The 26,018-nt window shown below is 59.5% G+C and carries 23 protein-coding genes; 15 read left to right on the plus strand and 8 right to left on the minus strand.

Going from position 1 to position 26,018, the window contains the following annotated elements; genetic code table 11:
- The first annotated feature begins 9 nt into the window (after nt 1–9).
- The 6 genes from rplQ (at nt 10) to glmM (ending at nt 6,003) form a co-directional block, all read left to right on the plus strand.
- Nucleotides 10–663, plus strand: a complete 654-nt coding sequence (gene rplQ, locus ACP3RB_RS01540) for a 50S ribosomal protein L17 (protein ID WP_005505032.1) — start codon at nt 10–12, stop codon at nt 661–663.
- Nucleotides 664–837: 174 nt separating this feature from the next.
- Complete coding sequence (gene truA / locus ACP3RB_RS01545; RefSeq protein WP_424826945.1) at nt 838–1,803, plus strand: tRNA pseudouridine(38-40) synthase TruA; 966 nt, start codon at nt 838–840, stop codon at nt 1,801–1,803.
- Between the two features lie 391 nt (nt 1,804–2,194).
- The gene (gene rplM / locus ACP3RB_RS01550) at nt 2,195–2,638 is read left to right on the plus strand and encodes a 50S ribosomal protein L13 (RefSeq protein ID WP_005505035.1); all 444 of its coding nucleotides are present in this window, start codon (nt 2,195–2,197) and stop codon (nt 2,636–2,638) included.
- Nucleotides 2,639–2,670: 32 nt separating this feature from the next.
- Nucleotides 2,671–3,162, plus strand: coding sequence for a 30S ribosomal protein S9 (gene rpsI, locus ACP3RB_RS01555; protein WP_005505036.1), 492 nt, complete (start codon nt 2,671–2,673; stop codon nt 3,160–3,162).
- 172 nt (nt 3,163–3,334) lie between these two features.
- Entirely contained in the window at nt 3,335–4,402 is a 1,068-nt protein-coding gene (gene ppk2 / locus ACP3RB_RS01560) for a polyphosphate kinase 2 (protein ID WP_311448939.1), read from the plus strand.
- A gap of 242 nt (nt 4,403–4,644) precedes the next feature.
- Nucleotides 4,645–6,003, plus strand: a complete 1,359-nt coding sequence (glmM, locus tag ACP3RB_RS01565) for a phosphoglucosamine mutase (RefSeq protein ID WP_311448940.1) — start codon at nt 4,645–4,647, stop codon at nt 6,001–6,003.
- A 168-nt stretch (nt 6,004–6,171) separates the two neighbouring features.
- Here glmM and mscL read toward each other — a convergent pair whose 3' ends face one another.
- The 3 genes from mscL to coaA all read right to left on the minus strand — a co-directional run bounded on the left by mscL (nt 6,172) and on the right by coaA (nt 8,880).
- Nucleotides 6,172–6,546, minus strand: a complete 375-nt coding sequence (gene mscL / locus ACP3RB_RS01570) for a large conductance mechanosensitive channel protein MscL (RefSeq protein WP_294632050.1) — start codon at nt 6,544–6,546, stop codon at nt 6,172–6,174.
- Between the two features lie 293 nt (nt 6,547–6,839).
- Nucleotides 6,840–7,745 (minus strand): M15 family metallopeptidase, encoded by a 906-nt coding sequence (locus ACP3RB_RS01575; protein ID WP_426699228.1) that lies wholly within the window; start codon nt 7,743–7,745, stop codon nt 6,840–6,842.
- Between the two features lie 178 nt (nt 7,746–7,923).
- Complete coding sequence (gene coaA, locus ACP3RB_RS01580) at nt 7,924–8,880, minus strand: type I pantothenate kinase (protein WP_060824439.1); 957 nt, start codon at nt 8,878–8,880, stop codon at nt 7,924–7,926.
- 183 nt (nt 8,881–9,063) lie between these two features.
- On the opposite strand from coaA, the gene glmS reads away from it, so the two are divergent.
- The 3 genes from glmS to ACP3RB_RS01595 all read left to right on the plus strand — a co-directional run bounded on the left by glmS (nt 9,064) and on the right by ACP3RB_RS01595 (nt 13,344).
- The gene (gene glmS / locus ACP3RB_RS01585) at nt 9,064–10,947 is read left to right on the plus strand and encodes a glutamine--fructose-6-phosphate transaminase (isomerizing) (RefSeq protein ID WP_049338090.1); all 1,884 of its coding nucleotides are present in this window, start codon (nt 9,064–9,066) and stop codon (nt 10,945–10,947) included.
- A gap of 278 nt (nt 10,948–11,225) precedes the next feature.
- Entirely contained in the window at nt 11,226–11,669 is a 444-nt protein-coding gene (locus ACP3RB_RS01590; RefSeq protein WP_426699229.1) for a holo-ACP synthase, read from the plus strand.
- Nucleotides 11,670–11,757: 88 nt separating this feature from the next.
- Nucleotides 11,758–13,344, plus strand: a complete 1,587-nt coding sequence (locus ACP3RB_RS01595; RefSeq protein WP_311452661.1) for a bifunctional ADP-dependent NAD(P)H-hydrate dehydratase/NAD(P)H-hydrate epimerase — start codon at nt 11,758–11,760, stop codon at nt 13,342–13,344.
- Nucleotides 13,345–13,588: 244 nt separating this feature from the next.
- Here ACP3RB_RS01595 and ACP3RB_RS01600 read toward each other — a convergent pair whose 3' ends face one another.
- The 3 genes from ACP3RB_RS01600 to ACP3RB_RS01610 form a co-directional block, all read right to left on the minus strand.
- A complete protein-coding gene (locus tag ACP3RB_RS01600) occupies nt 13,589–15,070 on the minus strand; it encodes a sugar transferase (protein ID WP_311452660.1) in 1,482 nt (493 codons plus the stop codon).
- A gap of 500 nt (nt 15,071–15,570) precedes the next feature.
- Nucleotides 15,571–16,353 (minus strand): phosphatase, encoded by a 783-nt coding sequence (locus ACP3RB_RS01605; RefSeq protein ID WP_426699230.1) that lies wholly within the window; start codon nt 16,351–16,353, stop codon nt 15,571–15,573.
- A gap of 28 nt (nt 16,354–16,381) precedes the next feature.
- Nucleotides 16,382–17,644 carry a glycosyltransferase gene (locus ACP3RB_RS01610; protein ID WP_426699231.1) on the minus strand — a complete coding sequence of 421 codons (1,263 nt, stop codon included), beginning with the start codon at nt 17,642–17,644 and terminating at the stop codon, nt 16,382–16,384.
- A 146-nt stretch (nt 17,645–17,790) separates the two neighbouring features.
- On the opposite strand from ACP3RB_RS01610, the gene alr reads away from it, so the two are divergent.
- The 5 genes from alr (at nt 17,791) to tsaD (ending at nt 22,364) form a co-directional block, all read left to right on the plus strand.
- Nucleotides 17,791–19,128, plus strand: coding sequence for an alanine racemase (alr, locus tag ACP3RB_RS01615; protein ID WP_426699232.1), 1,338 nt, complete (start codon nt 17,791–17,793; stop codon nt 19,126–19,128).
- On the plus strand, nt 19,128–19,733 hold the full coding sequence (tsaE, locus tag ACP3RB_RS01620; protein ID WP_426699233.1) for a tRNA (adenosine(37)-N6)-threonylcarbamoyltransferase complex ATPase subunit type 1 TsaE: 606 nt from the start codon (nt 19,128–19,130) through the stop codon (nt 19,731–19,733). Before alr ends, tsaE begins: the two co-directional genes overlap by 1 nt.
- Nucleotides 19,734–19,756: 23 nt before the next feature.
- Complete coding sequence (tsaB, locus tag ACP3RB_RS01625; RefSeq protein ID WP_426699234.1) at nt 19,757–20,593, plus strand: tRNA (adenosine(37)-N6)-threonylcarbamoyltransferase complex dimerization subunit type 1 TsaB; 837 nt, start codon at nt 19,757–19,759, stop codon at nt 20,591–20,593.
- Nucleotides 20,594–21,118: a ribosomal protein S18-alanine N-acetyltransferase gene (rimI, locus tag ACP3RB_RS01630; RefSeq protein WP_426699235.1), complete on the plus strand. Its 525-nt coding sequence runs from the start codon at nt 20,594–20,596 to the stop codon at nt 21,116–21,118.
- 145 nt (nt 21,119–21,263) lie between these two features.
- On the plus strand, nt 21,264–22,364 hold the full coding sequence (tsaD, locus tag ACP3RB_RS01635) for a tRNA (adenosine(37)-N6)-threonylcarbamoyltransferase complex transferase subunit TsaD (RefSeq protein WP_303980281.1): 1,101 nt from the start codon (nt 21,264–21,266) through the stop codon (nt 22,362–22,364).
- Between the two features lie 138 nt (nt 22,365–22,502).
- Here tsaD and ACP3RB_RS01640 read toward each other — a convergent pair whose 3' ends face one another.
- Both ACP3RB_RS01640 and ACP3RB_RS01645 read right to left on the minus strand, forming a co-directional pair.
- Nucleotides 22,503–23,651, minus strand: coding sequence for a glutamate--cysteine ligase (locus tag ACP3RB_RS01640; RefSeq protein ID WP_426699236.1), 1,149 nt, complete (start codon nt 23,649–23,651; stop codon nt 22,503–22,505).
- A 306-nt stretch (nt 23,652–23,957) separates the two neighbouring features.
- Nucleotides 23,958–25,406: a THUMP-like domain-containing protein gene (locus tag ACP3RB_RS01645; RefSeq protein WP_426699237.1), complete on the minus strand. Its 1,449-nt coding sequence runs from the start codon at nt 25,404–25,406 to the stop codon at nt 23,958–23,960.
- 226 nt (nt 25,407–25,632) lie between these two features.
- On the opposite strand from ACP3RB_RS01645, the gene groES reads away from it, so the two are divergent.
- Nucleotides 25,633–25,920: a co-chaperone GroES gene (gene groES / locus ACP3RB_RS01650; RefSeq protein ID WP_005505066.1), complete on the plus strand. Its 288-nt coding sequence runs from the start codon at nt 25,633–25,635 to the stop codon at nt 25,918–25,920.
- The last annotated feature ends 98 nt before the right edge of the window (nt 25,921–26,018 follow it).

Below are 26,018 nucleotides of genomic sequence, written 5' to 3' on the forward strand. Positions count from 1 at the left end.
GATTTAACTATGCCTACTCCCACTAAGGGTCCCCGCCTCGGCGGTTCCCCGACCCACGAGCGCCACATGCTCAACAACCTGTCGGCGCAGCTGTTCCAGCACAAGCGCATCACCACCACCCTGACCAAGGCAAAGCGCCTGCGTCCGGTGGCAGAGCGCTTCATCACCTTCGGTAAGAAGGGCGACCTGGCTGCTCGCCGTCGCGTGCTGCGTTCCATCACCGATAAGTCCGTCGTGCACGAGCTCTTCACCGTTATTGCTCCGGCAATGGCAGAGCGCCCCGGTGGTTACACCCGCATCATCAAGATCGGTAACCGCAAGGGTGACAACGCTCCCATGGCTGTCATCGAGCTCGTCATGGAGCCCGTTGCAACCAAGGGTGCAGTTGCTGAGGCAACCAAGGTTGCTGAGAAGGCAGCTGAGGCTCCCAAGGCTGAAGCAGCTGAGGGCCTGCCCGCAGGTTCCCACGCACCCCTGGAGTCCGGCGAGGCTCCCGAGGGCTTCGAGGTTAAGGGTAACGCCGATTCCATGAAGTACCACGTGCCCGGTTCCCGTTGGTACTCCAGCACCAAGGCTGAAATCTGGTTCGACTCCGCTGAGTCGGCAGAGGCTGCAGGTTACGCCCCCGCAGGTGGCGCAGCAGCACAGAAGGTTTCCGAGTAATACGGATCTCAGCTGATTTAGGCTAAGCCTAAAATATGTCAATCCGCCGTCCACTATTGTGGGCGGCGGATTGACGTATCTGCATACTTTAAGATGAAGCTGTTCCTGAGGTCCCCTCAATCTTCAAGAACCTGCCAATGTTTTCGTACACTATCACCGCTGAAAGGCACACCAATGCAGAATGCTACTGCTTTAGAGAATCACGAAGAGCAGCTCTTCATTGCTACGCACCGCGTGCGAATTGATTGTGCCTACGACGGTTCCCTTTTCAGCGGATGGGCTGCCCAGCCGAACCTTGTCACGGTGCAGGGAGTCATTGAGAGCGCCCTTGAACTGATTTTGCGTGCACCTCACCGCGTGGTGGTCGCGGGCCGAACCGACGCCGGTGTGCATGCGGAAGCCCAGACCCTGCATTGTGATTTGAATGATGAAGATTGGGCTCGCCTGCAGGGTCGAACGGGGGAGGACGACCCGACGGCTGCCCTGGGTCGCCGCCTCACCGGTGCTCTGCAACGCTGCCTCTACGATGCGGAAGAGCAGTTGAACTTGCCGAAGAATGTTCGCGGTATTCTGCAGGGCGCTATTCAGATTCACCGGGTTACTGAGGTTCCCTTCGATTTTGATGCGCGTTTCTCCGCTACCGGTCGCCGTTACGTTTATCGCATTGCAGATGGCGCGGCGGACGGTCTTAACCCGCTGCACCGCACCTACACCTGGGCGGTGCCTGAGCATCTGGATTGTGCTGATCTTAATCAGTCGGCACAACAGCTGCTCGGTCTGCGCGATTTCCTCTCCTTCTGCAAACCGCGTGAAGGTGCAACCACAATTCGTGAACTGCGAGAGCTTAGCTTCACTCGCACAGAGAGCGGTCTTATTGAGGTGCGCGTGGTGGCTGATGCCTTCTGCCATCACATGGTGCGTTCGCTGGTGGGCGCGCTGGTGCTCTACGGCACGGACAAACGTGACGCCGCCTGGTTGCGTGAGCGGATCGAGAGCCCGGGACGCGAAGCTTCGCTGACTCTGGCGCCTCCGCATGCGCTTGCTCTGGCTGAGATTTACTACCCTGCACCGGAGTTGTATGCAGAGCAAGCAGAGCGCGCTCGAGCGAAGCGTGAAGACCACGAGGCACAGAGTGCTTAATGCCCGGTGCATATTGAGCTGTGTATATTGAGCCTGTATATTGAGCCCAGTCACATGCTGAAAGCGGTGAGGGGCTCAACGGGGGAGTGCAACCGTCGAGGGTGAATTACACGGATGGAATTTAAAATGTGTTTAAGACAAAAAAGCCCTATTTTTAAGGCTTTGGCGGTGGATTAAGCACTCGACGTCCTGTATAGTCTTGATATGTTGTGCGTGTTCTACCCGAGCGCGCTCTAAATCGCTGTCTAGTTGCAGGACGTTAAGGCGGTATAGAGTACGGGCAGAACGGGCGGCAGCTCGGTCCTCACCCGGGTGTTCGTCATGCACGTAAGTAAAAGGCGCGATACCCAACTAAGCGCCGTATGTACATTTCGAGACAAAGGCCAATATTTTGCGCACTTATACTCCCAAGCCCGGCGAAGTCGAGCGCCAGTGGCACGTCATTGACGCCACCGACGTTGTTCTCGGCCGCCTCGCAAGCCAGACCGCTATCCTGCTGCGCGGTAAGCACAAGCCGACTTTTGCTCCCCACGTTGACACCGGTGACTTCGTTATCATCGTGAACGCTGAGAAGGTCGCCCTGACCGGTGCAAAGCTCGAGCAGAAGCGTGCATACCGCCACTCGGGTTACCCCGGCGGTCTGAAGTCCGTGAACTACGCAGAGCTGCTTGAGACCAACCCCGTTCGCGCGGTTGAGAAGGCTGTTAAGGGCATGCTGCCCAAGAACAAGCTTGCTGCACAGCAGCTCAAGAAGCTGAAGGTCTACGCTGGCCCCGAGCACCCGCACGCGGCACAGCAGCCCAAGACCTACGAATTCAACCAGGTCGCCCAGTAATTCGGGCCTACGAAGAAACAATAGGAGAAATCGTGGCTCAGAACGAAGAGCAGATCGTAGTCGAGGAAGAGCTGACCAGCTACACCTCGGAGTCCGCTGCCCCCGCAGCGGCTAAGGCAGCACGTCCGGCACTGACCGTTGCAGGCGCAGCAGTTGGTCGCCGCAAGGAAGCAGTGGCACGCGTTCGCGTTGTGCCCGGTTCCGGCAACTGGACCATCAACGGTCGTAGCCTGGAAGACTACTTCCCCAACAAGCTGCACCAGCAGGATGTCAACCAGCCCTTCAAGCTCCTGGAGCTCGAGGGTGCATACGACGTCATCGCACGCATCAACGGTGGTGGCCCCTCCGGTCAGGCAGGTGCTCTGCGCCTGGGTATCGCTCGTGCACTGAACGAGATCGACCGCGAGAACAACCGCCCCGCACTGAAGAAGGCTGGCTACCTGACCCGTGACGCACGCGTCATCGAGCGTAAGAAGGCTGGTCTTAAGAAGGCACGCAAGGCTTCGCAGTTCTCCAAGCGTTAATCGCTGGTTTTCACGAAGCGTTACGCCCCGCTTCTCCCATTGGGAGGGACGGGGCGTTTTGCGTATCTATCGGTCTCAAACGTTAAGGGTGCTTGTAACTGTTACGTTTGTTCATCGAAGAGCACACCGGTAGAGTTAAAGAGTCAAAGCAGACAGGAAGAAAAGAGTACTCATGGCAGAGCAGAATCCCTCCACCAAGCCCGAAGAGCAGGCAGTGGAGGCTCCTCAGACTGAAGCCCACCAGCACACCGCTGAAGGCGCACACGCACACACCGGTTCTGAGAAGAAACAAGCCATCAAGGAAGCCCTGAAGCCCCAGGCACGCCGCACCTCCGTCGTTGAAGACTACTCGGCAGAACTGGACGAAATGGCTTCCCTCACCCGTGCCCTCGGCAAGGACAAGAAGGACGACGAAACCTCTCAGGCGTGGAAGAAGGGCTACCCCTACGACACCAAGCTCAGCCGTAAGGCATACGAGAAGGAAAAGCGTGCCCTGCAGATCGAGCTGCTGAAGCTGCAGCTCTGGGCTAAGTCCACCGGTCAGAAGATCCTCATCATCTTCGAAGGCCGTGACGCAGCGGGTAAGGGTGGCTCCATTAAGCGCTTCACCGAGCACCTGAACCCCCGTGGCGCTCGCGTTGTCGCATTGGAGAAGCCGACCGATATCGAGCAGACCCAGTGGTACTTCCAGCGTTACATCAAGCACCTGCCCTCCGGCGGCGAAATCGTTCTGATGGACCGCTCCTGGTACAACCGTGCCGGTGTTGAGCGCGTTATGGGTTACTGCACCCAGGCACAGTACTTCGAGTTCATGCGCGAAGTTCCGGACCTGGAGCGCATGCTGGTGAACTCCGGTATCCACATCATCAAGTTCTGGTTCTCCGTCACCCGCGAAGAGCAGCTCGCACGCTTCACCTCCCGCCGTACCGATCCGGTTCGTCAGTGGAAGCTTTCCCCCACCGACCTGGCCTCCCTGGACAAGTGGGACGACTACACCGCGGCGAAGGAAGCAATGTTCTTCTACACCCACACCGGTGACGCTCCCTGGACCGTTATCAAGTCCAACGACAAGAAGCGCGCACGCCTGGAAGCAATGCGTTACGTGCTCACCCAGTTCGACTACCCCGCCAAGGATGAGGCAGTCGTGGGCGAGCTCGACTCGCTGATCGTCCGCTCCGCATCCGACGTCTTCGAGGATGAGTCCGGCGACTCTCCCGACGGCTTCCCGGTTGTCAAGTAAGCGTCGATAGATAGGGGAGAGTAAAAACTCAACCCTGCGGCGATATGGCTGCCAAACAGCTTGCGCTATGAAGGTGCCTGTCTCTCTTTTCCCAACCCGGGAACGGAGAGCAGGCACCTTCGCGCATTTACACGAACCTTAGTTATGAAGCAGATGTGTAGCCGCTGAAAATCACTTTCTGATTCTGAAGAATTTACGGTGTATACGCCTAAGCAGAGTTACTCACAACGTAAAATAAAAGGGTGACTGAACGACTTTTTGGAACCGACGGCGTACGCGGTCTGGCAAACGATGTAATTACTCCCGCCCTGGCTATGGAGCTCGCTCAGGCGGCTTCTATTGTTCTGGGCTTTGACACGGTAGAAGAGGGTGTACGCCCCCGTGCCGTGATTGCAAATGACTCCCGATCCTCTGCAGACTTTATTGTCTCTGCGATGAAGGCTGGCTTCGCTAGCGCAGGTGTTGACGTGCTGGACGCTGGCATTGTCCCCACCCCCGCAGCAGCTTACCTGGTGGCACACACCGGTGCTGACTTCGGCGTGATGATTTCTGCATCGCACAACCCCGCAGCGGACAACGGTATTAAGTTCCTGGCTCGCGGCGGCCAGAAGCTGGAAGACTCCGTTGAGGACGCTATTGAGCGCGTCTACCGCGAGAAGTCCTTCCGCTACCCGACCGGTGGTGCTGTGGGTACCGTCAAGCCCCTGGAGGACGGTACCGAGGCTTACGTGAAGCACCTGGTCTCCACCCTTCCCGAAGGCAAGCCCCTTGCCGGCATGAAGATTGTTCTGGACTGCGCAAACGGTGCAGCCTACGCGGCATCCCCGGCAACCTTCGAGGCGCTGGGCGCAGAGGTCATTGCACTGGCTGTAGAGCCCAACGGCACCAACATCAATGACGGTGTGGGCTCCACCCACCCGGAGAAGCTGCAGGCAGCTGTGGTTGAGCACGGCGCGGACCTCGGCATCGCCCATGACGGCGACTCCGACCGCTGCCAGGCAGTTGACGAAAAGGGCAACCTGGTAGACGGCGACCAGATTATGGCTATCCTGGCTGTTGCCGCTAAGCGCGAAGGCAAGCTCGCAAAGGACACCCTCGTCGCAACCGTGATGAGCAGCCTTGGCCTGGAGCTGTACCTGCGCGAGCACGGCATCACCCTCGGCCGCACCGCGGTCGGTGACCGCTACGTCCTCGAGTCCATGCGCGAGCACGGCTACAACCTGGGCGGCGAGCAGTCCGGTCACGTCATCATGAGCGACTACGCAACCACCGGTGACGGCGTTCTGACCGGTATCCAGCTGGCTGCAGAGGTGGCTCGTAGCGGCCAGACCCTCTCCGAGCTGGCATCGCGCATGCAGCCCACCCCGCAGCGTCTAATCAACGTCAAGGGCGTTGACCGTGCGGCTGTGAAGACCAACGAGGCGCTCGCTGCTGCTGTCAGCGAGGCTGAAGGCGTACTGGGTGCCAGCGGCCGCGTGCTGCTGCGTGCATCCGGCACCGAGCCTCTGGTGCGCGTGATGGTTGAAGCTGCCACCCAGGAGCAGGCTGATGAGGTTGCTCAGCAGCTGGCTGACGTTGTGGCTAAGGAACTGGCACTCTAAACGTATTCTTCCCTAACGGAGGATCGAGAAAGGGCTGGGAAGGTGTAGAGATACCTTCCCAGCCCTTCTGCGTTATCAGGAACAGGCACAGGGGAAGAGGATGCGGAAAACCCCCGTATCCACAGGGGATACGGGGGTTTTGAAAGTTAGTGGTAGAGAGCAGAGAAATTACTTCTTTGCCAGAGCGTCGCGAATCTCCTTCAGGAGTGCGATCTCGGTCTCTTCCTCTTCTTCCTCTTCCTCAGCCTTGTTCTTTGCAGCCAGCTCGGTCAGCTTCTGAACGGGCACAACAACTGCGAAGTACACAGCAGCTGCGATCAGGATGAAGTTGACAACAGCGGTCAGGAACACGCCAACCTTGATCTGGTCGAAGACCAGGAATTCATCGAAGTTGGGGGACTTAACCAGCATCGAGATAGCCGGCATCAGGACGGACTGGACAAGTGCGTTCACCACAGCGGTGAAGGCGGTACCCATGATCAGACCAACTGCGAGGTCGATGACATTACCGCGGATCAGAAAATCTTTAAAACCCTTAAGCATGAGATATAGAATAGCGCCTTTTAGGTGTTCAAAAAGCAGTATCTTGAGAAAATTTTCGTTGTAAAGCATGTGTTTTTCTTCACAGCAGTTCTATGGTGCCCAATACTTAAGGTCTAGGTCACATAAAGCATGAGTAAAAATCTCTGAAACCTGCGAAAAACCGCGGATTTACGGGGTGTACACGCGAAAAAATATGCATCTACAGTGCCTATTTATTTCCGGTGCGGAACCTAGAAATACGACACACATCACCAGTTGGCGCATCCGGCAAAGCCGAAAGCTTAGCTCAGAGCCTAGCTAGCACTTGCATAATCGGGTGCCGCACCCGTACCGATAAACTCCTCAAAAGTCTTCGCACCCGAGGCCACATACTCCTGAGCAATCTGCACACCCACATAGCGGTAATGCCACGGCTCAAAACGATAACCGGTCACCGACTGACGACCATCAGGGAAACGCAAAATATATCCGTAACGCGGAGCATTCTTCGCCAACCACTGACCGGCCAGCGTATCGCGGTAACACTCCTCCAAGCGGCAACCCTCAGGAGAAGCAAAATCAATCGCCAAACCCGTCTGATGCTCCGAATAGCCGGGACGCGCAGACAACTGGTCCGCCACCTTCTGGCCGTTCACCGAAACCCAATACTGATAGGTCTGCTGCTGCACCGCATACGAACGATACGCGCTAGAAACAAGCAGAGTCACGCCATCGGTAGCGGCCGCATCAATCATCGTATCCGCCGCCTTCGCCGCCTCAGCACGCAATTGATGACCGTAGAACTCCACCAGGTCACTCGGCTCCCAATCCTGCTGCGCAAAGGGGCGCATCTTATTCACGAGGCAACGCAACGAGTCCGGCTGAGACTCAACACTGGGCTGAGCAAGAGCCAACGGGGAAGAAGAGGCGCTCGCAGAAGCCGAAGCATTTGCAGAGGCGCTGGTAGCAGAAGCAACAGGGGAGGGCGCGGCAGAAGAAGCCGCCGCAGTGGAAGAGGCACTAGACGAAGCCGCCGCAGACTCAGAAGCAGAAGCGCTCGCTGCAGAAGATGAAGAAGAAGACCCCCGGCCCTGCGAGCCACAAGCCGCCAATAGCGCAGTGCCACCAACACCCAAAGCGGCACCCAAGAGAGTGCGGCGGTTCACCACAGAACTATCAAAAGGCTCCTGAGCGGTAGACGTACGGTGCAGAGACTTCACAATAACTCCTCATCACGGTGTAGGTTCATACAAAAGTAGGTGCATACAAAAAGCGCCGGAGACCTAAAACCCACCCCGAAAGGGAGTGGAGCCTCCGGCACCTTCTACTAGAATGCACCACAAACGCACTACACGGGCGACTGAAAGCCGCACACGAACACTAAAAACCTAAAAGCCTCTAATTCTTACGCAGAAGAACCTGCTCCACGGTATGCTCGGGGCCCTTCTGCAGAATCAAATGCGCACGAGCACGAGTCGGCAAAACATTCTGCAACAGATTCGGCTCATTCACACTCTTCCAAATGCCGGTCGCCACCTCAACCGCCTGCTCATCGCTCAACTCCGCATAACGCTTGAAATACGACTCCGGATTCGCAAAAGCCGAAGAACGCAGAGTCAAGAAACGATTCACATACCAGCGCTCAATATCCTCAGTGCGGGCATCCACATAAATAGAGAAATCAAAGAAATCACTCAGCGTCAGATCAGAAGTCTCCGGACCCTCAGCCTGAGAAGGCGCCAAAACATTCAAACCCTCAAGAATCAGCACATCCGGTGCGGTGACCTCAATATGCTCATCCGGCATGATGTCGTAATACAGGTGCGAATACTTCGGTGCGACCACACGCTCGGCACCGGACTTCACCTGCGACACAAAATTCAACAGAGCACGGCGATCATAGGACTCCGGGAAACCCTTACGGTGCATAATGCCGCGACGCTGAAGCTCCGCGTTCGGGTACAAGAAACCATCCGTAGTCACCAGCTGAACATTAGGAGTAGACGGCCAACGACTCAAAAGAGCCTGCAAAATACGCGCCGTCGTCGACTTACCCACCGCAACAGAACCCGCCACACCAATAATGAACGGCACGCGGCGCTGAGACACATGCAGAAAATCATTCGTCATATGGTTCAACGAAGAAGCAGCAGTCACATACAGATTCAGAAGACGAGAAACCGGCAGATAAATACGCTGCACCTCTTCAAGGTCGACAGTCTCACCCAGACCTCGAAGAGACTCAATTTCCTCAGCACTGAGGGGAACAGAAATCTCATCGGCTAGGTGCGACCAACGGGAACGGTCAAGATGCATGAAGCGGTCATCGCCAGAAATATACGGTGCGGTGCTCATTTATCTAAGTGTACGAACTTTCAGCCCGCGGGGAAAATACCCGCCCCACGGTTTGTTTCGAGAAATAAATGTATGAGAAGAAAAGGGTAAAACCTGAAAAAGCTAGGAAAGCCACATTAAACGTGACGTATAACTGTATTTCACCGTGCGCATATTCGGATACTTGTGGGATAAACTTATAGCATGTGTGGAATCGTAGGATATGTAGGTCTGGACACTGCTCCGGACGGTAACAAGTTTGACCACAACGCATACGATGTGGTCCTCGAAGGTCTGCGCCGCCAGGAATACCGCGGCTATGACTCTGCTGGCGTGGCACTCGTATGCCCCGACGGCATCGTATTCCGTAAGAAGGCAGGCAAGCTCCTGAACCTCGAAAACGAGGTCAAGGAACACCCCCTGCCGGACTCTCAGATTGGTATCGGTCACACTCGTTGGGCAACCCACGGTGGACCCACTGACAACAACGCTCACCCCCACGTTGTCGACAACGGCCGCCTCGCCGTCGTACACAACGGTATTATCGAAAACTTCGCAGAACTGCGTGCCGAACTGCTCGCCGAAGGCGTAGAGTTCGCATCGCAGACTGACACCGAGGTAGCTGCAGCAACCATCGCAAGCATCTACAACAAGCTCGGCACCGGTGACCTCACCGAGGCAGTACGCGTCGCATCCAACCGCCTGGAAGGTGCGTTCACCATCCTGGCTATCCACGCCGACCACCCGGACCGCGTTGTGGCAACCCGCCGCAACTCCCCGCTGGTCATCGGCCTGGGCGAGAACGAGAACTTCCTCGGCTCGGACGTTTCCGCGTTCATTGACTACACCAAGGAAGCCGTCGAGATGGGTCAGGACCAGATCGTGACCATCACCGGCACCGACTACTCCATCATCGACTTCGAAGGCAACCCCGCAGAGGGCAAGCCCTTCCACATCGAATGGGACGCAGCGGCAGCTGAAAAGGGCGGCTACAACTCCTTCATGGAGAAGGAAATCCACGAGCAGCCCGCAGCGGTAGAGCAGACCCTCATGGGCCGCCTGGATGAGAACGGCAACCTCACTCTCGACGAGCTGAACATCGATGACTCGGTGTTGCGCTCGATCGACAAGATCATCGTCGTCGCATGTGGTACCGCAGCATACGCAGGCCAGGTGGCGCGCTACGCCATCGAGCACTGGTGCCGCATCCCCACCGAGGTTGAGCTCGCACACGAGTTCCGCTACCGCGACCCCATCGTGAACGAGAAGACCCTCATCGTGGCACTCTCGCAGTCCGGCGAAACCATGGACACCCTGATGGCAGTGCGCCACGCACGCGAACAGGGCGCAAAGGTTATCTCCATCTGCAACACCCACGGCTCGACCCTGCCCCGCGAATCCGACGCTGCGCTGTACACCCACGCAGGCCCCGAAATCGCAGTGGCATCCACCAAGGCATTCCTGGCACAGATCACCGCAGCGTACCTGCTCGGCCTGTACCTGGCACAGCTGCGCGGCAACAAGTACAAGGACGAAATCGCTTCGATCCTCGCCGAGTTGCAGAACATGCCCGCAAAGATTCAGAAGGTCATCGACAACGACACCCAGGTCAAGGAACTGGGCGTCGAAATGAAGGATGCCTCCTCCGTGATCTTCCTCGGCCGCCACGTGGGCTTCCCCGTAGCAATGGAAGGCGCACTCAAGCTCAAGGAAATCACCTACATCCACGCTGAAGGCTTCGCAGCAGGCGAGCTCAAGCACGGCCCCATCGCACTGATCGATGAAGGCCAGCCGGTCATCGTAGTGGTTCCCTCCGCAAACGGTCGCGACTCCCTGCACGGCAAGGTCGTCTCCAACATTCAGGAAGTGCGCGCTCGCGGCGCCTTCACCATCGTCATCGCCGAGGAAGGCGACGAGGCCGTCAAGCCCTACGCAGACCGCCTCATCACCGTCCCGGCATGCCCCTCGCTGCTGCAGCCCCTGCTGGCAACCGTGCCCCTGCAGATCTTCGCATGCGCACTGGCAGAAGCTAAGGGCCTGGACGTTGACCAGCCGCGTAACCTCGCAAAGTCCGTGACCGTGGAGTAATTCTCTGGAGTAAATCTCTGGAGTAATCCTCGGAAATCGCCTGAGCGATAACGAAAGGGCGGTGGTTGAGTTCTCTAAGAACTCAACCACCGCCCTTGTCGTTTAACCGGGCGGTTATTCGTGAATCAACCAACAAAAATAGACGCTGTGAAACAGGTATCAACCAGGCGTCATATTTGACGCTATCCCACCTAAAAGAAGCGAATCTCGCTAGACTTAAAACAAGAGAAACCGCAAGCAGGACGCGGTCACCACCCCTAACGTAAAAGGTGCAGCTCATGATCATGGGAATCGGCGTAGATACCGTCAACATTGAACGATTCGAACGAATCGTCACCGAAACACCCGCCTTCGTCCGCCGCGTCTTCACCCCCAACGAACGCACCCGGAACGTACGCTCCCAAGCCGTACGATTTGCCGCCAAAGAAGCCGTCGCAAAAGTACTCGGAGCACCCGCCGGACTCAACTGGCAAGACTGCGAAGTCGCCACAGCCGAAAGCGGCCAGCCCTACCTCATCATTGAAGGCACCATCGCCCGCCGAGCCAAAGAACTCGGCATCAACCGCATCCACCTCTCGCTGACCCACGACGAACCCATGGCTATCGCCATCGCAACCGCCGAATACCTCAGCGACGCAGAACTGGCGCACCTGCAAAAGTTCAACCCCGAAAGCTACCGACTCAGCGTCATCGCCGGCGACGATACCACCGACAAAAACTAACGTCACCAACGAAAACTAACGCAGAGCCACATCAACACCACAACCGGTCACCCCTAAGGCCCGCACGGTGCCACCTAAGGAGACAGCAATGAAGCTCATCTACACTGCTTCCCAGGTACGCGAAGCAGAAAAGCCCTACATCGAAGCCGCCGACTACGACGGCTACCTCATGCAACGCGCCGCAGACGCCGTCGCAGCCGAAGCGCAGGAACTGCTCCACGGCAAAGACACAGCAAAAATCCTGCTGCTCATCGGTCCGGGCAACAATGGTGCAGACACCATCTACGCCGGCGCCCGCCTCAGCGCCAAGGGGCACCGCGTTGACGCAGTCATCTTCGACCCCAGCGAAAAGAACCTCGAACTCATCGCCCGCGAAGGCGGCGAAGGCACCCGCGTACTCGACCCCGAACACACCCTCGAACAGCTTGCCGGCTACGACCTGACCATCGACGGCATCCTCGGAACCGGCTCCAGCGGTGCCGTACGCGGTAACGCCGGCGAATACCTGGGCGTACTCCGAGCCGCACAGCTCGACGGTAAGCTCGGCGCAGTCCTCGCCGTCGACACCCCCTCCGGAGTCGACAACAACCGCGGAACCGTGCACGAACCCTCCCTGCGCGCCGACCGCACCGTCACCTTCATCGGTCACAAGCTACCGGCAGGCACCAGCCACAGCGTCCGCTCCGGAGACATCAAACTCTACGACCTGGGCGTACCCGAAGCCCTCGACGCCCACAAGCCCGCCCTGCGCGTTCTCGAACGCGAAGACTACCGCGAACTCATCGAAATCCCCGACGAACACTCCCACAAGTACACCCGCGGCGTACTCGGCATGCTCACCGGAAGCCTCGAATACCCCGGCGCAGCCCTCATGAGCGTGCGCGCAGCCCTCAACACCGGCGTTGGCATGGTCCGCTTCGGTGCCAACTCCCACGAGCTGCGCCAGCTCATGATCGCCCACAACCCCGAAACCGTCTACTTCAGCGGCGCACCCGCCCTGCAGAGGGTCACCGTGTGGGCCGGCGGCTCCGGCTCCAGCTACGACTCGCTGGACAAGAACCGCTACCTGCTCCACTCACCCGAACCCGCCATCCTCGACGCAGGCGCCTGCGACCTGGCGGCAGAATACATGGCAACAGGTAAGCACCTCGGACCCCACAAGATCCTCACCCCGCACGCGGCAGAACTCGAACGATTCCTGCGCATCGTGCACGAACTCGCCCCCGAAACCTGGAAAAAGCACCTGGGCGACGCCATCGTACCCAGCCGCAAAGACATTGACGCAGAGCCCTTCCGCTGGGCCCGTTCCGCCTCCGAACTCTCCGGAGCCACCGTCATGCTCAAGGGCGGTTACACGCTCATCGCGGCACCCAATGGCGCCACCTACAGCGTCGCCGGAGGAAGCCCCTGGCTCGCCACCGCAGGCAGCGGAGACACCCTCACCGGCATCTACGGCGCACTGCTCGCCCAGACCGTAGCCGCCTTCGAAGCCCGCGGAGAAGCCCTGGAAGGCTGCACCTTCGCCTCTATCGGTGCGCTCGCAGTCTACCTGCACGGCGAAGCCGCACGCGCCAGCGCCACCGGAAGTGTCAAGGACGCATTGCTGGGTCCCGCCCCGGCAACCCGCGTCGCGGAGATGCTCCCCGAAGTCATTGCGCGACTCATCGCCGAATAGGGCAGAGGCGCCCAGTACGCCGCCTCCAGCCTAACGCCCTCAAGAGACCCCTAGAGCGTCTCTCAAAGCACTCTAGGCAGAAGGCACAAAGGAAGGGGCGTGAATCCACCGGAAATGGATTCACGCCCCTTCTGCGCGTTTATATCAATGGATGATGCCAAGCTGCCTGTGCCGGAGCAGCGTCTTCAAAGGAACAGCGTCTTCAAAACGGCATACATACCAGTGGGAGAAACCCCGACTATTCTTAGTACGCGCCTTCCTTAGCGAAAACCGCACGGACAGTACGCAGAAGAATAATCAGGTCACCGGTCAGCGACCAGTTCTCAACATAGTAGAGATCCAAACGAACCGACTCTTCCCACGAAAGGTCACTACGGCCCGAAACCTGCCACAGACCGGTAATACCCGGCTTCACCAGCAGGCGACGGTACGCAATATCCTCGTACTGCTCAACTTCCTCAACCAGCGGAGGACGCGGACCCACCAGCGACATATCGCCAATGAACACGTTCCACAGCTGAGGCAACTCATCAATCGAGTACTTACGGATGAACTTACCAACCGGGGTAATACGCGGGTCATCCTTCATCTTGAAGAGCACACCATTACCCTCGTTCTGCGCCATGAGGCGCTTCTTAACCTCTTCGGCGTCAGTACGCATCGAACGGAACTTCACCATCTTGAACATTTCACCGTTCAGACCCACACGGTTCTGCAGGAAGAAGACCGGACCGCCATCACGCTTGACCAGCAGCGCCACCACCAGGAACAGCGGAGACAGCAGAATCAAACCCAGACCCGAAGACACAACATCCATAGCGCGCTTGAAGAACGCCGACAGACCGGTAATACGCGGAGTCGACACGTGCACCAGCGGCAGACCATTCAATGGCTGCATGTGCATACGCGGACCGGCAATATCGGTCGTCGCAGGAGCCATAATCAGCGAAATATGCGCATCAGCAAGCTTCCAACCCAGCAGGCGAACCTGATCCGGGCTCAAGTGGTGACCATTCGTCACAGCAACCATGTGAATATCGTTCTCGCGGATGGCTTCCATAATGTCAGCCGGAGAAGTGCTGTAACCAAGCACCGGAATCGGCGCGCCAGCAACAGTGGTACCGGGAGTAAAACCGGGCAGATAGAACGCAGCGGGGGACAGGCCGGAAGCAACCACATCCTTCAGGTTCTTGTACAGGTGCTGGCCGGTCGTCACATCAGAAATAATCATGACGCGAGTCAACGCGCGACCGCGAGTACGCGAACGTACCAAGCCCTGACGAATAACCCAACGCTCTGTCAGCAGGAAGAACAGACCCAGCGGGTAAGCAATCAGCAGGTACATGCGGGTGACGTCAACCTTGAGGAAGAACGCCACAATAATCAGCAAGCAGAAGAAATAAGTGCTGCCGCGAGTAATGAGGCGGTACTCCTCAGTACCGAAACCCATGATGCGCAGGCTACGGGAGCCGTTGACCTGGAGGATAAACCACCAACCAACGGTCAGGCCAATACCCAAGAAGATGTAATCTATCGCGGGCACGCGGCCATCGAGGACGTTAATAGGCCAAACGTTCACGTAGGGCAGGTCAGCATTCTCCCACCCGAAACGAATCAGATGCGCAGCGATAACCGCAACAGCAATGGCGAAAAGGTCGCCAAGGTAAAGGGCACGCTGAACCTTGGGGTGCCAGCTTCGCTTGATAACGAAGTCTGAACCCCACATTTTTTTAAGACGATCTTGTACTTTCAACGGTGTAATCTTCCCCGGAAATTTGTCCTGTGTTATGGACCGAGAGCGGCGAATAGGCACATTTACCCCTAATTATCGGTGTAAGGGAGACGTGTCCTAGTCTTTATCCTGATGAATGAGTGAACCCCTAATCTTGCTGAGTGAATAATGGCAGAGATTACGGTAAAGGCGCTGGTAAGACGCCTAGTGGAGCGTTAGATGAGCGCACAGCGCGCATAAACGTGTTCCGTAAACTATTCTACGGGGTCGGGGGGTCTTCAGTCTCGAAGAATGAAGACGCAAAGTCGCTCCAGTGTGATGAAATCAATCACAGAAAAAAGAAGAAAAAGGGCCTTCGGGAAGAATGCCTAGTGGAGCTAAGAAACCCCAAAACCATCAGCATGTTTCACGCACTTGCAGGAAAACAATAACCGACAGATAAAAGACAAACCCCGAAGACCCCAAACCCTAAACACAGGGTGCAGAAGGGGACATTAAGGACACTCAAGCCCCGCACGATCCAAAATGAAATCAATCATCGGCTCATAACGACGCGGCGGAACGTTATCGTCCATCGGCACGCACACCGGCAGATCCCCCTGCTCAGCCGCCACAAACAGACCCGGATCATTACAATCCGCAATGCCAATTGTCAGCAACTTACAGGTCGAAGAAGCATAACCAGCCATACCGTGATCCGAAACCACCAGATCCGGAGTCACACCGCGCGCCTTCAACTGATCCAGCGCGATGCGCATCGGGCCAGGGAAATGCGTATGCTGCAGATTACCGTATTGCTCAAACATCACGACATCCATAATCTGGCGGACGTCACCGTCCAGGAAGCGCTCGCCCTCCTCAATCTGAAGAACCTCAGCACCGGCAGCCTTCGCCGCCGCAGCCATCACCGCATACATGGGGAACAGGCCCGCCGGGTGGCCGGTTGCAAACAGAATACGAGAACCGGCACGCACCGCCTCGCCAAAGATACGGGCGTACTCCTCCAACGCGCTGATGCACTGCTCGGCACCAATAGTGTCCTGACCGTGAGTATGCGAACGGTCCGGGTTCAGACCCGCGCGGCGGACCATCACCTCAAACACCGAATCGTAATCCCACTCGCGGGTCCACTGCACACCAAACTCAAGGTGCTCATTACCATCCAGGAAACCCTGAATATGGTCCAGGTTATTCTCGCGGGGGGTCGCCACCTCACCGGTAATACGCACCGAATCCAGGTACGCGGCGAACTCATCGCGGCTCATGGAGAAAGACATTAAAACTCCTCACAACGTGAAAAATACATTACTGCGAGATACCCTGACGTACCTCGGCATAAGCTTCAAGGGTTCGGCGCGCCGTCTGATCCCAACCCATCGTGCGGGCACGCGCCGCGGCGTTCGCACCCAACGAATGACGTAGGTACGGGGCACGCACCAGACGCTCAATAGCCGCCGCCCAACGCTGCGGCGTACGAGGCGCCACCAGCAGACCCGTACGGTGGTTCTCCACCGCATAGCGCAGACCGTCAGCATCCGTAGCGAGCACCGCCGCGCCGCACGCCTGCGCCTCCAACGCCACCAGGCCGAACGTCTCAGATGAGGACGGGGACGCCACAATATCGGCGGCACGGAAAATATTCGCCAGCTCAGACGCCGGAACCGGGGCCTTCAAATGCACCCAATCTGCCACACCCAGCTCAGCCGCACGCTGCAATAGGCGGCGCTCATAATCCGAATCGGAACGACCAATAATATCCACGTCCACCTGCAGGTCGGAGGGGAGCAGCGCGAGCGCCTCCACCAGCAGATGCGGGCCCTTCAACGGCTGAGGCCTGCCAGCAAAAACAATGCGGCAACGAGTCTCCGAGGTGTCATTGAGCGGATGCACGCCAGGAATCGTATGGAAAATCGAGGTGTCAACACCCGGCGGGATAATGGCAAGCTTCTGCGCGTCCGTACCGTAGTACTCGCCCATCTGCTGCGCCTCCAGGGGAGTATTCACAATCACCCGGCTCGCGGAGCTACTCATCAGACGCTCGGCGGCATAGCGTTCCGCAGGCTCGGGCGCCTCACCTTCGCCGCGGCACGCATCCTTAGCGGCAGCCGTCGTATGCGGAGTAAAAAGAACAGGAACCGGGAAGCCAACGCCTTGAGCCGACCACAGCTGGGACGCACGAGCCGCAGCCTGACCCGACAGCCAATAGTGGGCGTGAATAATATCCGGGGTGTACAGTGCCTGCTCGACGCACGCCTGCGCAAAATCATCGGTGACCGTAGCCAACTCGTTCTTCGAAAGACCACGAGCGGACGGAAGATCAAGGCTGTGGCGCACAATGCGCTCGCCGGGCTGAGGAGGCTGACGGAACGGCGAATCGGTGGGGAGCGCCTCACTGCGGTCCAGCGTGAAAACCTCAACCCGCAGCTCGGGATCTAGCTCCAGCATGGCGTGCACCGACCGGGCAATATAGACGTTCATGCCGCCTGCATCTCCGCTACCGGGCTGCGCAAAAGGGTCGGTGTGCATGGAATACACGTGAACCGTCCGAACCGGCGGCAGAGTGCTCATCGATGCTTTCCTCTCTCAAAGGTGTACCTGACCTAGTGTAGCGCGACAGGACTTTCGCACACCGGGCGGTCTAGAATTTAGTAGAAGAGAGGCTGCCTAGTACAGCCTGTACCGTGAACCCACCGTCAGAAGGACCGTGAAGGACCATGACTCACCCTCAGCAGCCTGCCGAACCGCTCTACTGCCCGCCCTGTACACCCGGCCAGGTAGAACGAAGCGCCACCATTGACCTTGATGCGCTGGAACATAATGTGCGCCGACTCAAGGAACTGATTGGCGACCGCGCGCTCATTGCAGTAATTAAGGCGGATGCGTACGGTCACGGCGCGTACCCGGTGGCGCGTTCGGCTATTGCCGCCGGTGCTGACCTGCTGGGTCTGGTGCACGTGAACGAGGCGCTGGAACTGCGCGCTGACGGTATTGATGCGCCGCTCATGGCGTGGCTGCACACCCCCTCCACCGATTTTGAGGCGGCGCTGCAGGAGAAAATCCGCCTGGGTGTTTCCGGTTGGGACCTGGAGGCGGTAGCCGCCGCCGCTGAACGCACCGGCGAGCGCGCTATCGTGCATCTGAAGGCTGATACCGGTCTGGGTCGTAACGGTGCTACCGCTGCGGATTGGCCTGCGCTGGTGGCTCGTGCCGCTTCCCTGGAGGAGTCTGGGCTGATTACGGTTGAGGGTATTTTTAGCCACCTGGCGGTTGCGGATGAGCCGACCCGCGCCGAGACTGCTCAGCAGCTCGACACCCTGGATACTTTTGTGGCTCAGGCTCGTGAGGCCGGCCTGGACCCGAAGACGGTGCATCTGGCGAACTCTCCGGCGACCCTGACCGCCTCGCTGGAGGGCTGGGATGCGGAGGAGCGTCTGCTTGGCGATGGTGTGCGTTGCGGCCTTGCACTCTACGGTCTTTCCCCGCTGCCGGAGGTCACCGCTGAGGACCTGGGTCTCAAGCCCGTCATGACGGTGGGTAGCTACATTGCCGCCGTGAAGGAAGTTCCTGCAGGTCAGGGTGTTTCCTACGGTCTGCGCTACCACACCGAAAAGCCGACCACCCTGGCGCTGGTGCCGCTCGGCTACGCTGACGGCGTGCCGCGCATTGCGGAGAACGCGCCGGTGCGCATCTACCCGGGCGCGCAGAACGCACAGAACGCACAGAACGCACAGAACGCACAGGACGGCTCCGTGCCCAATAATGCGGAGGGTAAGACCTACCGCGTGGTCGGCCGCATCGCCATGGATCAGATGGTCGTTGACCTGGGCGAACCCGGCCTGAGCGACCCCGCCCTGGGTTACCTGGGTGCCCCCGCCATCCTTTTTGGTGCCGGTGAGAACCCGCCCGTGGAAGAGTGGGCGGATGCCGCGCAGACCATTAACTACGAAATCGTGACCCGCATTTCGCCCCGCGTGGAGCGCCTCTACGTCGGCGGCTCCTGGGTTGAAGCTGAACTGAATGAGCTGTGGGGCACCGGTCAGGAGGAGGGCTAATGAGCGCTGAGTACATTTCTGCCGCCCTCGAGCTGGATGTGACCGGCCCCGACCATACCCGCCGCCTGGCGCTCACCCTGGCGCAGCACCTGAACGCCGGGGATGTGCTACTACTCTCGGGTGAGCTCGGCGCGGGCAAGACCACGTTCACCCGCTCCCTGGGTGAAGGCCTGGGCGTGCGCGAAGGCGTGATCTCACCGACCTTCGTGCTCTCGCGCGTGCACCCGAACCTGCCGGACGGCCCCCGCCCCGGCGGTCCCGACCTGGTGCACGTGGATGCCTACCGCCTCTCCAGTGCTGAGGAGCTCGACGACCTGGACCTGGAGTTCTCCCTGCCGCGCTCGGTGACCGTCATCGAGTGGGGTCGTGATAAAGCTGAGCACCTGAGCGATTCCCGCCTGGAGCTGGACTTCACCCGACTGACCGGCGCGGATGCGCGCTTCGCCTACTCGGGCGCCGAAGAATTCAGCTGGGACGACGAAGATGAAGACGAAAGTGACGAGGAAGCGGACATCCCCGAACCTCGCCTGCTGCGGGTGCGCGCCTTCGGCCCCCGCTGGGAGCATGCTTTCGACGCTCTGAAAGAGGCCCTGCAGAGCGCCTAGAGCCCGCGCGTTAGAATGATAGGGTGCTAGTACTTGCCCTTGATTCATCCGCCACCGCATCTGTGGCGCTCGCCCGTGTGCACGGCTCCGAAGCCGGTGCGTCCTTCGAAATCCTCGCCCGCTACGAGAGCGAAGATACCCGCTCCCACGCTGAGGTGATGGGTCCCTACGCGCAGGCTGCCCTGCAGGACGCTGGCGTGCGCGGCGAAGATTTGGATGCGATTCTGACCGGTACCGGCCCGGGACCTTTTACGGGTCTTCGTGCCGGTATCGTTACTGCGCGCGCTCTGGGTTTTGCCTGGTCGGTGCCGGTGTACGGCATGATGAGCTTGACCGCCCTGGCTGAGCGCGCTGTATCCGGTGCGGCTGCCGGTGCCGCCGCGGTGAATGCAGGGGAAGCTGCCGGGGAAGGGAACGTAGAACGAGCATGCGCTCCCGGTGAGGGTGCTGAGCTGCTCGTGCTCTCCGATGCACGCCGCCGCGAAGTCTACTCCGCCCGCTACCGCGTGAACGTCGAAGGCTACAGCCTGGTGGACGGGCCGAACGTATGCCCCGCCTCCGAAATTCTGCCCGGCGGGGCTCCCTCCTACGCCTACGGCTACGGTGCCGGCCTGTACTCCGAAACCCTCGAAGAGCACGGCTGGACCATCGTCGAATCTGCCCGCGAGGTTCACCCCCACGCCGAGTACCTGGTTGCCGCCGCGGCACGCCTGGGCGTAGAGAACCTGAGCGAGGACACCTCCGCCCAGTACCTGCGCGACTCGGACGCAAAGGTCCCCGCCGCAATGCTCGCCCGCCAGCAGAAGCAGGCAGCTACTCAGGGTTCCGCCGCACAGGCTGCCGCGCAGAAGGAGAGCTAAATGAGCGCTACCGAAAATATTGTGCGAGATGACCTGGCGCTGAATAACTTGGCCTTGGGCGCCCGCCTGCGCGTTGCCGAACTTGCCGACGTGCAGGCAATGCACCGCATGGAAACCACCCTGTTCCCCGCCGACGCCTGGCACATCGACATGTTTCTCGAAGAGCTGACCCACCCGACCCGCACCTACTACATGCTCGAATTGCCTGCGGAAGGTTCGGAAGATAACGAGGGCAGCTGGCGCGCTATCGGCTACTGCGGAACCATGGTCGTTGCCGACACTGCCGACGTTCAAACCATCGGCGTGCTCCCCGAGTACGAGGGCCACGGCTTCGGTCGCGCCATGCTCGAGCAGATGCACGAGCGCGCCCGCGAGCAGGGTGCCGAGCGCATCCTGCTGGAGGTGCGTGCCGACAACCCGCGCGCCCAGCGCCTCTACGAACGCAACGGCTACCGTGCGATTCACGTACGCCGCGGCTACTACGATGACGGAACCGACGCCATCATTATGGAATGCACGTTCTAAATACTCCGTTGGGCTAAACGGCAATCCCCCGCAGTAGGGGTAAGCTTCCGCCGCCCTCTACATCGCAGTATCCCTACGCCACAGCATCCCTACATCACTGCAACTAGAAGCACTACGCGCAGACAGCGCAACAGAAAGACGAACTATGAGCACTCGCGAACCCCTCGTTCTGGGCATCGAATCCTCCTGCGATGAGACCGGTATCGGCATTGTGCGCGGTGCACAGCTGCTCAGCAACACCATCTCCTCCTCCATGGAAGAGCACGTGCGCTTTGGCGGCGTGATCCCCGAAATCGCCTCCCGCGCTCACCTGGACGCCATGATTCCCGCCCTCAAGGCGGCACTCGCCGAAGCGGACATCACCCTCGATGAGGTGGACGCTATCGCCGTCACCGCGGGCCCCGGCCTGGCGGGCGCGCTCATGGTCGGTGTCTCCGCGGCGAAGGCGCTCGCTATTGCCACCGGCAAGCCCCTCTACGGCATTAACCACCTGGTCGCCCACGTTGGCGTTGGTCTGCTTGAGGATAACGGCACCGAGGACGGCTCCGACCTGCTGGCGAATGCCGGTTCCGGTGGCCTGGGCGCGCTGCTGGTTTCTGGCGGTCATACCGAAATCCTGCAGGTGCGCGACATTACCTCCGATGTGCGTCTGCTCGGCGCGACCCTCGATGATGCCGCAGGCGAGGCCTACGATAAGGTTGCTCGACTGCTCGGCCTGGACTACCCGGGCGGCCCCGCGATTGACCGCGCCGCCGCCGAGGGTAACCGCAACGCCTTCGTGTTCCCGCGCGGCCTGTCGAACCGTAAGTTCATGGGCACCGCCGAGGAGCCCGGCGCGCACCGCTACGATTTCTCCTTCTCGGGCCTGAAGACTGCCGTGGCGCGCGTGATTGAAAGCTTTGAAGCAGCCGGTGAGGAGGTCCCGGTTGCCGATATTGCCGCGTCCTTCCAGGAGGCGGTTGTGGACGTCATCACCAAGAAGGCGATGCTTGCCTGCCGCGAGCAGGGCATGAAGACCCTGCTGCTCGGCGGTGGCGTGGCGGCTAACTCGCGCCTGCGTGAGCTGCTTGCCGCCCGATGCGCCTCCGAGGGGGTGCGCCTGATTATCCCGAAGTTCACCCTGTGCACCGATAACGGCGCGATGGTTGCGGCACTGGGTGCCCGCCTGGTCGCCGCCGGTCGTGAGCCCTCGGGCGTGGACTTCACGACGGACTCCTCGCTGCCGGTGACCACTGTCTGCTTCTAAAGGGTAATGCGAGCGCGTTGATGCGGCTCGCCTCGAAGAATACCTACAGAAATGCCTCGGCACAGTCTCCCAAGAGGATTCTCCTAAAGGACTGCGCCGAGGCATTTTCTGTATTCAAACTTGAGCTGCGGGGGAATTCTAACGCAGCGCTCGTGCACGGGACTGCGCGGCAACATCTAGCGCCACCTCACGCAGAGAGCCGGTCTTCTCAAAGACCGCACGCTGACGATCCGCACCCGTACCCTCGGTAAGGATGCGGCGCACCTGCGCCAGCTCTACCTCGCAGTCAAGGTCGCGTGCCACCGGCTCCAGCTTGGGCAGAAGCAGCTCAAAATCTTCACGCAGGGTGCGCTGCACCGGCTCGTTAGAGACCACAATCTTAGCCTCCAGGCCATAGCGAGCAACGCGCCACTTATTCTCCTGCGCGTGCCAGGGGGCGAGCACCTCGATGCTTTCACCCGCCTCAATACGGCGGGAGAAGTACTCCACCAGGCACTGCGTGAACGCCACGAGCGCCGCAACATCCGGCAGGGAGGCGAGGCCATCGCAATAGCGCATCTCAATGGTGCCGTAACGCGGAACCGGGCGAACATCCCAACGGTCCTCGCTCGGGTCGTTAATCACGTCGGTCGCCACGAGCGACGCCAGGTAGTCGCTGTACTGCTCCCAGGTATCAAAGTGGAAAGGCAGACCGTTCGTCGGGAGCTGCTGATAAAGCTGGGTGCGGTGCGAAGCGTAACCGGTATCGATTCCATCCCAGTAGGGGGAAGAGCACGAAAGCGCCAGCAGGTGCGGACCGTAGTTGGTCAGCGCGTCAATGAGCGGCAGAACCTTATCGCGGGAGTCAATACCCACGTGCACGTGCACGCCGTAAATGACCATGCGGCGGCCCCAATACTGGGCGCGCTCGACCACACGCTGGTAGCGTTCCTTCGCCACGACCGGCTGGTCAGCCCAATGGGAGAATGGGTGGGTGCCGGCGGGGTAGAACTCAATGCCGAGCTCATCGGTGATTTCACGGATGATGTCGGTGAGCTCCTGCAGCTGACGGCACGCCTCAGCGACGGTATGGCAGATGCCGGTTACCACCTCGATGGTGTTCTCCAGGAATTCGCCGGTCACGTGCGCCCGGTCGGAGGCGGGCTCGAGCAGTTCGGGGCGGCGCTCGCGCAGGATGGCCAGCACCTCGCTGGCACGCTGGGTCAGTTCGCCGCTTTCACGGTCGATAAGTGCAATCTCCCATTCCACGCCGAGAGTGGACTGCGGGGAGGAAGCAAAGTCGATCATATGGCCTTTCCTGCGTCTGGAAATAGGGTCGTGCATGGTGCCGACTGTGGAAGTTATTATCGGTGGGCTCTACCCCGAGTAGGCGCCAGCTCAGCTGATGGCCTGCCCGGCCAGTACAGAAGCACCTCTAGTAGGCACTGTATCTAGTGTACGGTCTGAGGAAGATGCAGGTCCTGTTGAGTGCAGAATCCGGAACGGGAAACGTCACGAATCGTCATGAACGGTAACCCGTCCTCGGGTCTGGGTAGCCCGGGGCTGGGCAGTCGGGGTTGAGTGGCCGGGGTTGGGTAGATAGGGCTGGCGAGGCTAGAGCGGGCGCACATGCCAGCCGACGCGGCGTGAATCCCTACCCGAGCCGATGCGGGTAAAGACCAACGTTGCCGGACGGTACGAAGGTTCCTGTGCACCCTCCTGCGTGCTAGAAGAAGAATTAGCGTTCTTTTTCTGTTTCTTCTTGGACGGCTTAGAACCCGCAGAACCCAGTAGGCGCGCACGCAACTGCTCCGGAACAATATCCACGCCACGCTTCTTAATCGTCAGCGCCGTAAAGCCCTGCTCACGCACCCAGCGCTTCAGCTGCTTTTCCTGCAGGGGAATCTCCTCCAGCACCTCGTAGCAAGCAACCAGCGGATGCTCCACCGGCTCAGCAGAACACAGGTACGCCAGGTGCTCATCCAATAGAGACGCGCCAATACTCTGCGCAAACTCAGCGACCAGATGCGAGCGCACAATCGCCGGGGCAGGCTCCAGCAGGTAATCACCGGGCTGCGGCAGGGACACCGGAACGTCAACGCTCTGCTCCGCCTCTTCCGCCCTCAAGGGGCTACGGAAGCTGACCGACTCGTACGGCGGCAGCAGGGCACTGGTTTCGGCGGGGCCTTCGTTGGGGTCGGCTTTTTCGGCAGGTAGCTCACGCACAGAGGTTGCCGTGCGAGCCACCCCCTCCTGAGCCAGCGCGTTAAACCAGAGCACCAACTCGGCGAGGGAACCCTCAGACTGAATCCACTCCGCCTCAACGCGCGGGTTAGGGTTCGCCTCCGAGGCAATATCTTCGGGCGAGGGGATGCCCTCATGTGGAAAACCGGGACCCAACTTCACGCCCATCGGCACGCCCGTACGAGCCAGATTTAGAACGAACGAGAACGGGGGAGAGAACGCCTCCGGATCAAAAAGGCGCTCCGTCTGAGCCTTCTTCGTACCCCGCAACTCGCGGCGTGCCGGGTCCATCCACACAATGCCCACCGGCTCACCGGCAGCGTCCAGAAGTTCACCGTGCACGTAATCGGTCACATCCCCCGAATACACGCGCGCCTGCGGGCAAAACTCAAGGTTCTTCGCCGCAAAAGAAGCCGTCAGCGGATCCAACTCCACCGCAACCACGGCACCGCGATCGGCCGCATACACGGCAGAATCCGAGGCGATACCGCAACCCAAATCAGCCACCGTGCCGGCAACCGGGCGCAGACGCTGCGCACGATAATGCGCAATCACCGGGCGGGTCGCCTGCTCCGCCGCTTCCTGAGTGAGCATGAGGGTGCGGGCGCGCTCGCCGAACTTGGCGCGCGCACGGGTACGAGCCTGCGCCAGCGAAATAATCTGTGCAGACTCCTCGGGGCTGAAACCTCGCGAACGCAAAGAAGTAACGGCGCTGAGCGTATCCGAGTCCAGCGGGTAGAGCTCATCGGCTGCCGCGAGCGCTTCGGCGCTGAACGGAAGCTTAGCGGCGGGAGTAAAAGGGGATGCGGGAATAGGCATGCTCCTCATTTTACGGGGTGCCGATTTTGGGAGGTGGGGAGCCCGATCTGCTCGGCTTTTTGCTCAGCGTTCGCCTTGCGGTGAAACACCCCGGCAGAGGGGCGCTTTTCTTGACCGAAAGCACAGGTGAAACTAGAGTTGAGGTAGCACTCGAGACAGTCATCGGGCGCGCCACTGCGCCGCTGTCTCGCATCAAACGTAAATCCACAACCCGGAGGAACCGATTATGGCTATCAAGCCCCTGGAAGACCGCGTCGTTATCAAGATTGAGCAGGCTGAGCAGACCACCGCATCCGGTCTGGTTATCCCCGAAACTGCGAAGGAAAAGCCGCAGGAAGCACGCGTTGTCGCCGTTGGCCCGGGCCGCGTGGATGAGAAGGGCAACCGCATTCCCGTAGACATCAAGGAAGGCGACGTTGTCGTGTTCTCCCGCTACGGTGGCACCGAGGTTAAGTACCAGGGCGAAGAGTACCTGATTCTCTCCGCACGCGACGTTCTGGCAATCGTCGATTAATACTTTCAGATGCTCATGCGCCGTACCGCTCATCCGGTACGGCGCATGAGCTATCATCTGCCCCTCAAAATTTCTTTTCTGTGACGCACTAGGAGTAG

The sequence above is a fragment of the Rothia mucilaginosa genome, assembly GCF_049990865.1.
Classification (GTDB): domain Bacteria; phylum Actinomycetota; class Actinomycetes; order Actinomycetales; family Micrococcaceae; genus Rothia; species Rothia mucilaginosa_I.